This window comes from Rhodococcus sp. MT28, from assembly GCF_058792695.1.
On record NZ_JBXAFD010000006.1, the window covers coordinates 402,395 to 419,262 of the forward strand.

A 16,868-nucleotide genomic window follows, 5' to 3' on the forward strand; every position below is an offset into this window, starting at 1 on the left:
GCCTACCCTAAACTTGCGAGGGTGTTCGTCGTTCGATGAGCATGAACGACGATGATCGGATTCTTGATGTCTGACCACTCTCAGGTAGCTCACCCGGCGGTATCGGGCGGTGCCGATCTGGACGCAGCGCTCCCGGCGACGGCCGCTCAGCGTGAGGTGTGGGTTGCTCAGAACGTGGATCCGAGCAGTCCGGTCTACAACATCGGACTTGTCGTCGAGGTCGACGGCACGATCGACATCGAGCGCGCGGCAGCGGCGATCGAGGCCAGCGTCGGACGCGTCGAAGCGCTGTTCGTGCACTTCGAGGTCGATGCCGACAACCAGCTGATCCAGGTGCCGATTCCGGATGCGCGCTGGGACGTGGAAATTCTCGACCTTCGGGCCGAGGCGGATCCCGATTCGACTGCGCAGTCGTGGATGGACACCGACATGGCTCGGGTCTTCGGTCCGGACGATCTGCTGTTCCGCCAGGTGCTTCTGCTGACCGCTGACGACCGAGTCATCTGGTATCAGCGCTATCACCACAGCGTGATCGACGGGTACGGCATCTCGCTCATCGTCGCCGACGTCGCCGAGCGATACGACGATCCGAATCTCGGGACTGCCGCGCCGCAGTGGTCACTCGACGCCGTGGTTGCAGCCGATCTGGATTACCGGAACTCTCCGCGATTCCAGACCGACCGTCAGTACTGGGTCGAACGCGTTGAATCGGGACCGGAAGCGACGCGGATTCTGCATGGGCAGGTGGATGATTCGCTGCCGCCGATCTCGGCGATACTCACGCTCGACGCTGATCGCGCGGCACAGCTCTACCGCTATGCGGCCGACGCCGGGATTCGACGAACTCGCCTGCCCATGGCCGCGCTGATCGCGTACATTGCGCGGACCACCGGAAAGCACGACGTTGTCGTCTCGGTACCGATGGCCGCTCGGGTGGGGCGCGACATGCGTCGCACTCCTTCGATGGCGTCGACGATTTCGCCGCTGAGTATTCGGGTAGAACGCTCGGAAAGCATCGGCCAGTTGGCAACTCGTCTCGACACCGCCCTGGTCTCGATTCTCAAGCACGGGCGGTACCGAGGTGAGGATCTTGCTCGCGACATTCGGGCGATCGATCCCGACCGTCAGGTCTTCGGCCCCGGCATCAACTCGATGATGTTCGAACACACACTCACCTTCGGCGGATGCCCGGTGCGCGTGCGTAATTCGGTAACCGGTCGAGTCAGTGACCTGGATCTGAGTGTGCGCGGTGGTCAGGACGGGGAGCCGATCGAGATCGACGTCCGCGCCCCGGCCGGATTCGACAGGGAGTTGGCCGATCACACCGCGAGAATCGAACAGTTCCTCGATCGATTCGTAGCCGAGCCGCAGCTTCCGATCTCGGCACTCGACCCCATGTCGCTCGCGGAGAGAGAACTCGTGCTCCACGGGTGGAACGACACCGCAGAGCCGCAGCCAATCACGACGGTGCCGGATTTGTTGCGCAGCAGCTTCTCTGCCGATCGGGGCGCTGTCGCCGTGGTCGACGGCGACGTCCGGCTGACCTACGGCGAACTCGAAAGTCGGGTATCACAGCTCGCCGCGCACTTGATCTCTCGCGGTGTCGCGACCGAAACCGTTGTGGCGATCGGGCTTCCGAGATCCGCCGAGATGGTGGTGGGGTTGTTGGCCGTCATGTGTGCCGGTGGTGCCTTCGTTCCGCTGGATCCGTCATGGCCTGCCGAACGCCGCGAATCGGTACTTGCCGACGCGGGCGCCACACTGGTGCTCACCTCGGACGGTGTAGACGACTCCGTTCCGGTCGATCTCTCCGCGTGGGCGTACGAGGACGGGCCCTCGGACCTGTCCGAGACAATGACCTCCGACATTCGTATTCACGGTGCCCAACTCGCATACGTCATCTTCACGTCCGGTTCGACCGGACGTCCGAAGGGCGCCATGATCCGCCACGAGGCAATCTGCGCAAGGTTGCTGTGGCAACGGGAGCGGATTCTCGGGTTCGGGTCCGGCGATGCCTCCTTGTTCAAAGCCCCACTCTCGTTCGACATCTCGATCAACGAGATCCTGCTCCCGCTCGTCTCCGGCGGTCGATTGGTGATCGCGAAGCCCGAGGGGGAACGCGACCCGCAATACCTGCTCGACCTGATCGCCGGAGAATCGGTCACCTTCGTCTACCTGGTCTCGTCCATGCTCGACATACTGCTGGACCTGGCGAACGAGACCGATCAGCTAGATTCGTTGAAGCACGTGTGGTGCGGCGGTGAGGTTCTCACGCCTGAACTCTTCGACCGGTTCCGTGCCCAACTGTCCACGACGCTGTATCACGGCTACGGGCCGGCAGAAGCGACCATCGGTGTCTCCCATGTGATCTACCGAGAGGACGCGGAACGAATCGCGACCTCCATCGGGCGGCCGAACCCCAACACTCGCCTGTACGTGTTGGACGGCGACCTGCAGCCGGTTCCGATCGGCACCGGCGGCGAACTCTACGCCGCGGGCTTCCTGCTGGGACGCGGATACGTCGGCGCGTCGGCACTGACCGCATCTCGTTTTGTCGCGGATCCCTTCGTCTCAGGTGATCTGGCCGGATCCCGGATGTACCGCACCGGTGACTTGGCCCGATGGGCCCCGGACGGCACCCTCGACTTCCTCGGACGCACGGACAATCAGGTGAAGATTCGTGGCATGCGCCTGGAACTCGAGGATGTCGAAGCCGCCGTGATTTCGCACCCCGCAGTGCGTCACGTGGCAGTTCTGGTGCGCCAAGCACCAACCGGTGCAAAGTATCTCGCCGCCTACGTGAGCGCAGCGTCGGGGACGAACCTCGCGATCGACTCACGTGAGCTTCGCGAGTGGGCTGCGAGCAAGCTGCCCGACTACATGGTCCCGACCACCGTCACCGTCCTCGACAAGTTTCCGCTCACGGCAAACGGCAAACTCGACCGTCGCGCGCTACCCGAGCCCGATCTCGCCGAACTGAGTGCACATGTCGCTGCGAGAAACGAAGTCGAACAACAGTTCTGCACGTTGATCGCGTCGGCAGTCGGCCTCGATTCGGTCGGCGTTACCGACGACTTCTTTGCACTGGGCGGCGACAGCATCGTCGCGATCTCACTCGTGACCGCGGCTCGTGCTGCCGGTTTGTCGATCAGTCCTCGCGAGGTGTTCCAACTGCGCACCGCCGAGGCTATGGCGCGTGCCCAGTCCTCCCGAGTGGCTGAGATCGTCGACCACGCGGACCAACCGATCGGCCACGTAGCCACGACGCCGATTGCCGCCAAGGTTCTCGGAGTGTCGGACGCAGTACGAACCTTCCACCAGCGAGCGCTGATTCAGACCCCGTCAGCTTTGACCTCCGAGCACGCCGAGTCGGCGCTCGACGCCCTGGTGGCGCGCCACGATGCACTTCGTGCGACGTTGACGCCCGAAGGAAGACTGCTCGTCCCGGAGACAAACGAAGCGGCTGTGGTCTTCGAGACCCGTGCACTACCGGCACCGCTCGAAGAATGCGGACCGCTGATCGTCGCCGAGACCGAGCGAGCTGTCGGCCGTCTGAATCCAGCCGACGGCACGATGGTCAGCGCTGTTCTGTTCCGCCCTGTGACCGGTCCCGGACGGCTGTTGCTTGTCATCCACCACGCGGTGGTCGACGGCGTCTCGTGGCGCATCATCCTCGAGGACCTCGCGCGCGCCGGCATCGCAGCGATGAATGGCGACGAACCCGCACTCGCTCCGGTCGGCACGTCGGTGCGAAGGTACGCCGAACTCGTCTCGGAGGCGGTCGGAGCCGGGCGACTGGACTCGGAAATCGAGTTCTGGGACTCGGTGACGTCCGCACAACGGGCATCTCTCGGCCGTCGGGCACTCGACCCGGCAGTTGACCTCGCGCGCACCGCTGCGGCGCGGTCGATCACCCTACCTCCAGAACTTGCAGATCAGCTGTTGGGCAGTGTCCCACGGGCGTTCGGAGCCGATGTGAGCGAAGTGCTGGTCACCGCACTTGCCGTGGCGCTGACCCGTTGGAGCGGTGCCGGATCGGTGACGATCGACCTGGAGGGGCACGGACGCGACGAAGACATCGTTCGCGGTGACGGCGATGCGCACGTCGACCTGACTCGTACCGTCGGATGGTTCACCACAGTGTTTCCGGTGGCGCTCGAGATCGGTACAGCCGCTCCCGATCTCGACGCGAGCGGCGAGTTGGCGGGGGTTCTCAAGAGCGTCAAGGAGCAACTTCGACGGGTCCCGAACGCCGGCTTCGGGTACGGAGCATTGCGATACCTCGGCGGCTCGGATCAGTTGCGTAGTTTCGCAGCGCCGGAGGTGGTGCTCAACTATCTGGGACGCACTGCCGCAGCGGAGGGGGACTGGTTCCCGGTGTCGATGGACGGTGCTGCCGATCCGTCCATGCCGATGGGTCACGCGTTGTCTGTCGACGTCGTAGCCGAGGACGCCGCCGGTGGACCACGCCTGCGAGCCACCCTGACCTGGGCGTCGAACATCTTCCTGCGTAGCGACATCGACAAGTTTGCGCGGTTGTGGCTGGACTCGCTCGAGGCCGTGTCCGGGCTCGCAGCCTTCGGCGGAGCCACACCCTCGGACTACCCTCTGGTGGCGCTCGCTCAGGCAGACGTGGACGGGTTACCGAAGGCTGAAGAGATTCTCCCACTCACTCCGCTGCAGGAAGGGATCTACTTCCATTCGGCGTTTGCCGATCCGGGGGCCGATCAGTATGTCGTGCAACAGGTTGTGGAACTGACCGGAGCCGTGGACAGTGCGGCGCTGCACCGCGCGCTGCAATCCGTCGTCGATCGGCATGAGGCGCTGCGCACCGGATTCTCGGTCCTGGGTGACGGCCGGGTCGTGCAGGTGGTGCACCCGAGCGCTGTCGTGGAGATGGCGGTAGTCGAGGTGGCCGGCGCCGATGTCGATGAACTGCTTTCCGCCGACCGCGCGCGCGGGTTCGACCTGGCGCAACCGCCGCTCGTCCGTTACACGCTTGTCCGTGCCTCTTCGGAGAAGTACCTTCTGCTGCAGTCGATTCACCATGCGGTCGCAGACGGATGGTCGGTTCCGGTGATGCTGCGGGAGCTGATGGCGTCGTACAGCGTTGGCGACTCCGGCGCGGTGCTCCCGACTCCGGCGCCGTACCGCAGCTATCTCGAATGGTTGGCCCGCCACGATCACGAGGCCTCGGCAGCGGTGTGGAGAGAAGCGCTGAACTCTCCCGGGCCCGCGGTCGAACTTCCCGCGCCGAGCGCGGGCAGCAGCGGCGTCTGTGCCACCCGAGTCGAGCTGTCCGACAGTGATACTCGCGCACTGGCGATCAACGGACGCTCCCATGGCCTGACGCTGAGTACGCTCGTGCACGGCGCCTGGGGGCTGGTGCTCGGCCGAATGACCGGCCGAACAGACGTGCTGTTCGGATCGACCGTATCGGGACGCGGTGGAGACCTGCCCGGCATCGAGTCCATGGTGGGCTTGTTCATCAACACCGTGCCGGCTCGGTTGCGGTTCGATCCGGCAGAGACAGCCGCGCAAGCGCTTTCCCGTTGGCAGAGGGAACAATCGGAACTACTCGACCATCAATACCTGGGGTTACCCGAACTGCGACGGACCGGCGGACTGGAGCAGGACTTCGAATCACTCGTCGTGTTCGAGAACTATCCACTCGGTGACACGGCAATCGCTGATCCGACGAACTCGGTGCGACTGACGGGAATTCGATTCGACGAGCGACCGGCCTACCCGCTGACCCTGATCGTCGTCCCCGGCGATCGATTGGCGTTGGAGCTCAAGTACGACGCTGCTCAGGTGGACGGCGACGCCGCTGCGTCGCTGGCCGAAACTCTCGCAGTCGTACTCACCGAGCTCTCGCGCGATCTCGATCAGGTCATCGGCCGGATCGCGCTGGCACCCGCACAGCCGGGGAGCGTCGGCACGGCCTTGGATCGGCCGCGCGCAACGCTGACCGAGCTGCTGAAGGATCAAGCCGGGCGTACGCCCGAAGCCACCGCAGTGATCTTCCGTGAAGAGTCGTTGACCTACGCCGAACTTCACTCTCGCGCTGATCGTTTTGCGCATCTGCTGCGCGAACGTGGCGTCGGACGCGAATCGTTGGTAGCGGTTGCCTTGCCTCGCTCTCCTGATCTGATGGTCGCGATACTCGGCATCGGGAAGGCCGGGGGAGCATACGTTCCCCTCGACACCGGCTACCCGGCGGAGCGGCTGACGTACATGCTGGGTGACGCCGATCCTGTGTGCGTCGTGGTGTCGGAAGACTCTTCACTCGATTCGGGTTCGGTTCCGCGGGTGACGGTATCGGAGTCGGCGCAGTTCCCCGCCGATCCGCTGAGTGTCCCAGGATCGCCCGCGGATGCCGCGTACATGATCTACACTTCGGGTTCGACCGGTCGCCCCAAAGGCGTTGTGGTCAACCACGAGGGTGTGGTCAACCGATTGCTCTGGGCACAGCAGATACGTCCGATGGACGTCTCCGACCGGATGCTGCAGAAGACCCCGTCGAGCTTCGACGTCTCCGTTCCCGAATTCTTCTGGCCGTTCCTGGTGGGGGCAACTCTCGTGATGGCCGAGCCGGACGGGCACAAGGACCCTGGCTATCTGGCCGACGTCATCGTCGAACATTCCGTGACCCGAGTGCATTTTGTTCCGTCGATGCTCGACGTGTTTCTCGCGGAGCCGAAAGCAGCACTGTGCTCTTCGCTCGAGATCGTCAACTGCAGCGGCGAGGCACTGCCCGTTCACGTTGCACGCAAGGTCTCCGAGATCCTGCCGAATACTCTGGTGGACAACCTCTACGGCCCCACCGAGGCCGCCGTCGACGTCAGTTGGCAGCCGTCGGTGCAGGAAACTCCGGCAGACGCCGTCAGCGTCCCGATCGGCGCACCTGCCGCCAACACCGGCCTGTTGGTTCTCGATCCCTACCTGCAGAACGTCCCGGCCGGTGCCACCGGTGAGCTCTATCTGGCAGGGCCACAACTGGCGCGTGGTTACCACGGACGTGGGGGATTGACCTCCGAACGATTCGTGGCGAATCCGTACAGCGACGGCGGCTCGCGGATGTACCGGACCGGTGACATCGTGCGGTGGAATGCCGACGGCGTTCTCGAGTACCTCGGCCGTGCCGACGAGCAGGTGAAGGTTCGTGGATTCCGAATCGAACTCGGCGAAATCGAAGCGCAATTGGCGCTGTGCCCCGGAGTCACGGCAAGTGCCGTGATCGTCCGAACCGACGGTCCGAGCAACCGCGCACAGGTGGTCGCCTACCTGGTCGGAGATGCTGATGATGTTGCGGTTCGAGCTCAGTTGTTGTCAGTGCTACCGGAGTTCATGGTGCCAAGTGCCTTCGTGCGGCTCGAGTCGCTGCCGCTGAGCCCGAGTGGCAAGCTCGACCGAAAAGCACTACCTGCACCGGATTTTGCGGCACAGGTGGGCGACTTGACGGGAGTGGTTTCCTCGGGCGTTGCAGACCTCCTCGCCGGGCATTTCGCGACGGTTCTCGGACTGCCCCGTGTCGGGGTGCGCGACGATTTCTTCACTCTCGGCGGCGACAGTATCCTGGCGATCCGCATGGTCAACCTGGCTCGTCGTGATTCGGTAGTGCTGACCCCGCGTCAGATCTTCGAATTGCGCACTCCCGCTGCGATCGCTGCAGCGGTGGGTGATGTCGCCACCTCGGATGCCACCGTCACGGCCGACATCGGCGTGGGTGAGCTGGTTCCGCTGCCGGTGGTTCACCGCTTGTCCGAATGGACGGGTGGTACCGACCGCTTCAACCAGGCAGTTCTGATCCACTCTCCGGCAACATCTCTCGGTTCGATCACCGGCGCATTGCAGGCCGTGCTCGATCACCACGACGGACTTCGCCAAACCTTGATCCGACATGACCGCGGGATGTGGTCGGCGCGGATCGAGGAACCCGGTAGTGTCCGGGCAGCGAACCTGGTCGAACGCGTTGATGCTCGGGGACTGGATGACTCCGAGTTGCGAAGACTCGTCACTGAGCACTCTGAAACTGCGACCAGTCGATTGGATCCGTCTGCAGGGCGGATGGTCTCGGTGGTCTGGTTCGATTGCGGCGCTGAGAGTCTGGGCCGACTCGCGATAGTCGCGCACCACCTGGTCGTGGACGGGGTTTCCTGGGGAACCCTGCTCGAGGATCTCGCGATGGCCTGGGTGGCAGTCGAAGCCGGAGAGCCCGCCGCACTGGATGCCGTCGGAACTTCGCTGCGTACCTTCTCCCGTACGGTGGCCGAACACGCATACAGTGCTCATCGATTCGCCGAACTCGATCACTGGCTGACCGTGACCGCTCCGGGCGCGCAGTTGATCCCCGACGCCGCGGGCGATGCCGTCGTATCCGGAGGCTCGAGGCGCACGGTCACGGTGGACGGAGCAATCTCCGAGGCAGCACTTGGATCGGTTGCGGCAATGGTGGGTGCCGAGGGAACGGATGTTCTGTTGGCAGCGCTGACGATGTCCGTCGATCGCTGGCGCCGCTCCACCGGCCGCAGTGAGCACGAATTGCTGGTCGATCTCGAACGGCACGGCCGGGAGGAGTTGGTGGCGGGCATCGATCTGTCGCGAACAGTCGGCTGGTTCACCACGATTGCCCCGATGCGACTGCACGGCGGAATCGACCCGGTGGACACGCTACGCGAGGTGAAGGAGAGCCTGCGGGCGGCTCCGGACGGCGGTATCGGCTACGGGATGCTGCGATACGTGAATGCCCGCACGGCATCGACATTGGCGGGGCGCTCCGAATCTCAGATCCTGTTCAACTATCTCGGACGTACGACGACAGCTGGATCGACAGCATGGTCCTTGGCAGCGGAATCCGAAGCCTTGTCCACCGATCCCGACGCAGACATGGGAGGCCCGTACCGACTGATCGTGAATGTCGTCAGCGTGGATTCGGGGCTCCGCGCCGAGTTTGCCTGGGCAAGTGAAGATTTGTCCGAGGAGGACGCGCAGTCACTCTCCGACGGCTGGGTTTCGGCCCTCGGCGATCTGGCGGCTGCAGCCGCGCGTCACGCCGGGCCTCCCATTCTGACCCCGTCCGATGTGACGTTGCTCGACCTGAGTCAGACCGAGATCGACGCGATAGCCGATGCGAGTCCGGCAGGTGTCAAAAGCATCCTCCCACTCTCACCGTTGCAGGAAGGCCTGTACTTCCAAGCCGGCTACGCGGGCAGCAGCGACAGCAGCAGTGGTGGGGACATCTACACGGCACAGTTCTCGATGGACTTCGGGCACACCCTCGATGTCGACAGGTTGGCTGCGGCCGCCCGGACACTTCAACGACGAAATCCCACGTTGCGAGCGGGTTTCGTGAGCGAAGGGCTGAACGAGCCGGTGCAGTTCTTCAGCGCTGGACTCGATGTTCCGGTCGTCGTCCACGATCTCCGTGAACTCGACGACTCGGTTGCTCGTGAGCGTGCCGAGGCCGTCGCCGCCCAAGACCGAGTGACGCCATTCGACCTGACCGCGCCGCCGCTGTGGCGTATGAGTGTGCTGCATCTGCCTGGCGGCCAGGATCGTCTGGTGATCAACAGGCAGTTCCTGCTGTGGGACGGCTGGTCCAACGGCCTTGTCGTCAGTCAGCTTCTGGCGCTTTACGATACCGGCGGCGACGACAGCGCATTCGGCGAACCCGAGGGGTCGTTCGAGACATACCTCGCCTGGTTGGCCGATCGCGACGGTGCAGCCGCCGACGAGGGGTGGCGCGGAGCGCTCGCAGGACTCGAGGAGCCGACGCTTGTTGCCGAGCCGATGCCCGGTGTCGAAGTTCAGCTTCCGGATCGCCGCGATGCGGTTCTGTCGGAAACGCTTTCGCGTGCCTTGCGTGAGCGCGCTGCCGCGTCCGGCGTCACGTTCAACACGGTACTGAATGCAGCGCTGGCCCTCGTGCTGGCGTCGGCCACCGGTCGACAGGACGTCGTCTTCGGCTCCACGGTTGCCGGACGGCCGCCGGAGGTACCGGGAATCGACACCGTGGTGGGCATGTTCCTCAACACCGTTCCCGTTCGGCTGCAACTGGATCCGAACGAGAGCGTCGAGGAACTTCTTCGTCGGACACAGGCGGATCGACTTTCGCTGATGCCCTTCGACTACCTCGGTTTGGCATCGATCCAGCGTGTTTCCGAGCATCGTCAACTCTTCGACGTGCTGATGGTCTTGCAGAACTTCGTGGACGAGAAGCAAGTCCACGCGCTCAACGCCGCTCACGACGTGAGTGGAAGCGACAGTATCGATCACACGCACTATCCGCTGACCGTCGTGGTCACACCGGGTGCCACCGTCAACGTCAAGTTCGAGTTCCATCCGAATCTGGTGACCGCGCGCCGGGCCGAGGACCTACTGCGTCACTTCGTCGACCTGCTGCAGAGTTGGTCGCAGGACATGACGGGATCGGTTGTTGCGTCTCCGGTTCCCGCAGTAGCGCAGCAGACGCAGATCCGGGAGTTGCCGGAGCGCACCATTGCCGACCTGTTCGAAGAAGTCGCGTCGGCGCAACCGAACGACACGGCACTCGTGTTCGGGAAGCGCCGGATGACCTACGCCGATCTCGACGGCGAGATCAACCGGATGGCGCGGTTGCTGATCAATTACGGCGCCGGCCCGGAAAAGATTGTCGCTCTTGGCCTACCACGTTCGGTGGACATGGTCGTCGCGCTCTTCGCGGTATTGCGCACGGGTGCTGCCTACCTACCCCTCGAACTCGACCATCCGGCCGAACGGTTGGCCGTGATGATCGACGACGCGGATCCTGTCGTGTTGCTGACAACCGTTTCGGCCTCACCGAGGTTCGAAGGTGCGGACGTCCGCACTATCGTGATCGACGAACCTGATACAGCAGCAAGGAGACTGACGATCTCGGCGCGGGCACTCTCCGCGTCGGAACTCGGAGCATTCGCCCCGGGGGCACCGCATCGACTCGACCACCCCGCGTACGTCATCTACACCTCCGGTTCGACCGGCAAGCCCAAGGGCGTGGTCACCGGTTACCGCGGCTTGACGAACATGCAGTTCAACCACCGCGAGGCGATTTTCGAACCCGTGATCGCCGCGGCGGGCCGGCGCCTGCGGATCGCGCACACCGTGTCCTTCGCCTTCGACATGTCGTGGGAGGAACTTCTGTGGCTCGTGGAAGGCCACGAGGTGCACATTTGCGACGAGGATCTGCGTCGTGATGCCGAGGCACTCGTTGCATACTGCGACGCACTGGACATCGACGTCGTCAACGTGACACCGACCTACGCGACGCACCTGATCGACAGCGGGCTTCTCGACGACGGTGTGGGACACCACCGCCCGCCGTTGGTCCTGCTCGGCGGTGAAGCCGTTCCGGATTCGGTGTGGAACAGGCTGCGCGACACCGAGGGAACCGTGGGCTACAACCTCTACGGTCCGACGGAATACACGATCAACACGCTCGGTGGCGGAACGTTCGACAGTGACACCCCGACCGTCGGCAAACCGATCTGGAACACCGCCGCGCATATTCTCGACGGCTGGCTGCGTCCGGTCCCCGATGGAGTTGCCGGCGAACTGTACATTGCCGGAGCCGGTTTGGCTCGCGGCTACCTCGGACGCTTCGCGCTCACGTCCGAGCGCTTCGTCGCAGATCCGGCTGGGACCGGAGGACGTATGTACCGCACCGGGGATCTCGTGCGGCGACGCGGTGACGGCAACCTGGACTTCCTCGGCCGCACCGACGATCAGGTGAAGATCAGAGGTCACCGCATCGAGCCGAGCGAAATCGTCTCCGTTCTCGAATCCGACGAACATGTGCGGCAAGCGGCAGTGGTGGTCGACATCGGGGCAGGTGGAGTCAAGAGGCTCGTCGGCTACGTGACACCCGTGCGACTCGGCGCCGGGCACGACTACCGCGCGCAGGCGCGAGTTCTCCTACCCGACTACATGGTTCCGGCCGTGGTGATCGAGGTGGAGACACTACCGATGACCGTCAACGGCAAGCTCGACGTCAAGGCACTGCCCACCGCTGATTCGGTGCTGGGGGAGCGGAGTGGGGAGTCGATCGCACCGCGTAACCACACGGAAGAGGTCCTCTGCGACCTCTTCTCCGACGTACTCGATGTGGGCGATATCGGGGTCGACGACAACTTCTTCGACCTCGGTGGGCACTCGCTTCTGGCCACCAAGCTGATCAGTCGAGCTCGGATCGCCATTCCGAACAGTCTGACCATGCGTGATCTCTTCGAAGCGCCGACGGTGGCGGAACTCGCGGAACGTATTGTGGCCGAGCAGGGATCGACGCGACCGGTGCTGGTAGCGAAGCCGCGGCCGGACCACCTTCCTCTTTCTGCCGCTCAACAGCGATTGTGGCTGATCGGACAGATGGAGGAGAACTCCGCGGCCTACAATTTCCCGATCGTGCTCCGTTTGGACGGCGCACTGGACGCGGACGTCTTCGCCGCGGCGCTCGGCGACGTCGTGGAACGACACGAATCCCTGCGTACGGTGTTCCGGTTGGTGGACGGATCGCCGGAGCAGATAATTCTCGAATCGGCGACGATTCCGGTCGAGACAGTTCATCGAGACGAATCCGGTGTCGCCGGTGAAATTGCCGTGGCAGTGGGTCGTCCGTTCGACCTGTCTGACGAGATTCCGATCCGCGCACGTCTGATCCGGGTGGACGGTGCCGAGGTGGACGGTGCCGTAGTGGTCGTGATCGTCCTGCATCACATCACGACGGACGAATGGTCCGATCGGCCATTCCTGCGCGATCTGATGTCTGCATACTCCTCTCGGATCCAGGGCGAAGATCCAATTTTCGAACCGCTTCCGGTTCAGTACGCGGATTACACTCTGTGGCAACGGGAATTGTTGGGCAGCCCCGACGATCCGTCGAGCATCCTGAGCACGCAGTTGGACTTCTGGGCGAAGAGTTTGGACGGAGCCCCCGAAGAACTGCTGCTTCCCGCCGACCGGAGTCGACCGGCCAGACCGAGTTTCTCCGGTGGTGCAGTGGTGACACGGTTGGGCGTGGAGACAACTGCTGCACTGCGAGATCTGGCGCGCGAGAGCCAGAGTTCGATGTTCATGGTTCTGCACGCGGCGTCGGCGGCGTTGCTGACTGCGCTCGGAGCGGGTGAGGACCTTCCCCTCGGCGCTCCCGTCGCCGGACGTAGTGAGCAGGGACTCGACGAACTGGTCGGCTTCTTCGTCAATACGATTGTGCTGCGCACGGATACGTCGGGTAACCCGACGTTCCGGGAGTTGGTGGATCGCGTTCGCGAGGGAGATCTCGAGGCCTTCGCCAACGCCGACGTTCCCTTCGAAACGGTGGTGGAGCGCCTCAATCCGTCGCGTACTTTGGCACGTAATCCGCTGTTCCAGGTCATGGTCGGCTATCACAGCCGCGAGGAGACGGGCGGCGATTCGTTCGAACTCGAGGAGTACACGGCCAAGTTCGATCTGGTGTTCAACTTCACCGAGTACCTCGGCGACGAAGGCTGCATCGACGTCCGGCTCGAGTACGGCAGCGACCTCTTCGATCGCGAAACGGCACAGCGAATTTCGAACCGATTGGAATCGGTGGTCGCGGCAGTCGTGGAATCGGCCGACATCGAGATCGGCGACATCGACATCTTCTTGCCAGGCGAACTCGAGCAAGTTGTCACCTCGTTCAACGACACCGCCGTCGACGTGCCGGAAGAGACGTTCTACGACGCTTTCGCGCGTGGAGTCGTTGCTACGCCCGAGGCGATTGCGGTGCGCGACGAGGCGGGGCAGGCCACGTACCGCGAACTCTCCGAGCAGTGTGATCGGATCGCCGGCGTGCTGTATCGCCGCGGAGTGTCGGTCGAAGACGTGGTGGGGCTTGCCGTCCCGCGCTCGGTGGAAATGGTCGCGTCGGTCCTCGCCGTGCTCAAGCTGGGGGCCGCGTATCTACCCCTGGATTTGAGTCACCCGAGCGAGCGCATCACATACATGCTCACCGATTCCCGCGCCTCGGTACTTCTGTCCACTGCGGAGGAAAGCTCGCGGATCGAGGATGTGGTCGGCGTCGAGCGAATTCTCCTGGACGATCCGCTGATCCGTGCGGAACTGGACGAGGCAGTGATCGTCGAAACTCCCCGGCCACCAGTTGGCGTCAGCCACGCTGCCTATGTCATCTACACCTCGGGATCGACCGGAAAGCCGAAGGGAGCCGTCCTCTCCCATGACGGTATTCCGAGTCTTGTTGCCACAGCTGAGGTTCGGATGCGACTGGTACCGGGTTCGGTGGTGATGCAGTTCGCTTCGGTCGGCTTCGACGTCGCGGTATTCGAGCTGGCGATGGCACTGTGCACGAGCAGCACCCTGGTGATCGTGCCGCAGAATGCACGAGTTGCCGGTCCGGCGCTGACCGATTTCATGACGAGCAATCGTGTCACCCACGCGATCATCCCTCCCTCGTTGCTGGCCGCTCTGCCGGCAGGATGTGAAGTGCCGCAGGGCTGCACCGTGTTGGTCGGAACCGAGACGGTGCCACCGGAGCTGATCGGGCGATGGGCGGAGCGGCTGAATTTGCTTGCCGCGTACGGACTCACCGAAGCCACGGTGAACAACACACTGTGGCAGGCGGAACCCGGTTGGAACGGTCCCGTGCCCATCGGAATCCCTGACCCCAACGAACAGGCGTACGTGCTCGACGATCGACTCCGTCCGGTTCCGCCGGGAGTATCCGGCGAGCTGTACATCGCGGGACGCGGCCTGGCGAGAGGCTATCTGGGCCGATTCGATCTGACGGCACAGAGATTCATCGCCGATCCCTTCACCGCGGGCGATCGCATGTATCGCACCGGGGACCGCGCGCGGTGGCGCACTGACGGGAACATCGACTTCCTCGGCCGCGTCGACGATCAGGTCAAGATCCGCGGTTTCCGAATCGAGTTGGGCGAAATCATCGGAGCTCTCAGTGCCCATCCTTCGGTGAAGCAGGCAACGGTCGTCGCGGATCGGCAGGGCGAAATCACGCGCCTGGTCGGTTACGTGTCACCGGAACCCGGTGTCGTCGTCGACACGACGGCAGTGCGGAACCTCGCGGCAGTGTCGTTGCCCGACTACATGGTTCCGACCATGGTTGTCGCCCTTGACGGTCCGCTGCCGTTGACGCCCAACGGAAAGCTCGACCGCAAGTCGTTGCCCACTCCGGACTGGTCGGAGCTGGCGGGTGATGTTGCTCCTCGCACGGCAGTGGAGTCCACGGTTGCGGCTGCATTCGCGGAAATCCTGCAACTCCCGAGTGTCGGAGTCCACGACAGTTTCTTCGAACTCGGCGGCCATTCGATGGCTTCGATGAAACTGGTCGGTCGCATTCGGGAAGCGTTCGGCGTGGACGTCAGTATTCGAGACGTATTCGACGCGCCGAGTGTTGCGGAGTTGGCGGCCGTCGTCGCGCGTTCGGAAGGTGGGCGTCCGATCCTGGCGCCGGCGGTGAAACGTCCCGAGACGATGGGTCTGTCTGCGCCGCAACGTCGTCAGTGGGAGTTGTTCCGCGCGTCCGGCGCGCAACCGCAAGCAAGCCACGCTCTGGCGCTGACCCTGAAATCGAAGATCGATCCGGAGATTCTCGGGCACGCCTTGGACGATGTGACTTCGCGGCACGAACCCCTGCGGACCACCTTCGTCGAGGTCGACGGCATCGTCGTGGCAAGAGAATCGGTGCGTCCGACTGTCGATGTGGTCGATGTCGGCGCCGGCGATGTGGGTCGAGTGGTGTTCGAACTGGCTCAACTTCCGATGGATCTGCGTGAGCAATCACCGTTGCGGGTTCATCTGGTGCTCGGTGAAGACGGCTCTAGGACACTGCTTCTCGTCATGCACTACATCGCCGTCGACGAGTGGTCAGTAGTGCCGCTGTTGGGAGATCTGGTCTCTGCTTATGCAGCCCGGTCGCAGGGAGATCAACCGGTTTGGGACGAGCTTGCATTGACGTACGCCGATTACACCGTGTGGTCGGAGGAGCTGTTGGGAGACCCCCGAGACGTCGACAGCCGTGCGTCGAAGCAACTTGCATATTGGCGGGATGCGCTCGACGGAATACCGACCAGTGTGAATCTTCCGTTGCCGGAAGGTGACTCGGAGCCTCGAGGTGACGTGATCGCCGTCGACATCGACGCGGGTCTGCACGCCGGAATCGACGCCCTGGCTGCGCGCACCGGCACGAGTATGTTCATGGTCCTGCAGGCCGCACTGGCCAGCGTTCTCACGAAGGCCGGCGCGGGTACTGATCTTCCCATCGGTTCATTGGTTGCGGGCAGGTCGGATCCCCGTCTCGAACCGATGATCGGGTCCTTCTTCAATGTTGTTCTCCTGCGCACGGATACGTCCGGTAGTCCGACGTTTGCAGAATTGCTGGGCCGAGTGAGGGAAAGAAATCTGGAGGCGCTGAACAATCAGGATGTCTCATATGTGTATGTCGAGCAGGCGCTGGGTAATCCGGCGTCCATGAGACCTCAGGTGATGGTGATCCATCACCAGCAGGCGGATTTGGACGGGCTCGGCGACTTCGGTTCTCTCGTACCGATTCCGGTGGGAGTGCCCCATGCGGATGTGACGTTGAGTTTTTACGAGCCGGTGGGCGATGGGCCTGTCTTTGCAACTCTCGGGTTCCGTGCCGACCGCGTCGATGCGGGTGCAGTCCGCGTATGGGCAGGTCAGTTGGTCGACGTGATCGAGGCTGCAGTCGCCGCCGAAGGGGATGACGCGAGCGAGGGGGCGAAACTATGACATACGTCGCATCGCTCCGTGGGGTCGACCGCTATACGGGGGCTCACAGTGTTGATACCCTCACCTCATTAAGGGTAGCCTTTGCTACTTACTTCGGGACATCGATT

1 protein-coding gene is annotated in these 16,868 nt (G+C 63.5%); it reads left to right on the forward strand.

Features of this window, described 5'->3' with window-relative positions; all coding sequences use genetic code 11:
- Positions 1-51 precede the first annotated feature (51 nt).
- The gene (locus AC1Q6C_RS24415) at positions 52-16,761 is read left to right on the forward strand and encodes an amino acid adenylation domain-containing protein (protein WP_492666854.1); all 16,710 of its coding nucleotides are present in this window, start codon (positions 52-54) and stop codon (positions 16,759-16,761) included.
- Positions 16,762-16,868 lie beyond the last annotated feature (107 nt).

Coding starts and splice junctions, on each gene's coding strand:
- AC1Q6C_RS24415 (WP_492666854.1), top strand. CDS start 52: ATGATCGGATTCTTGATGTCTGACCACTCTCAGGTAGCTCACCCGGCG.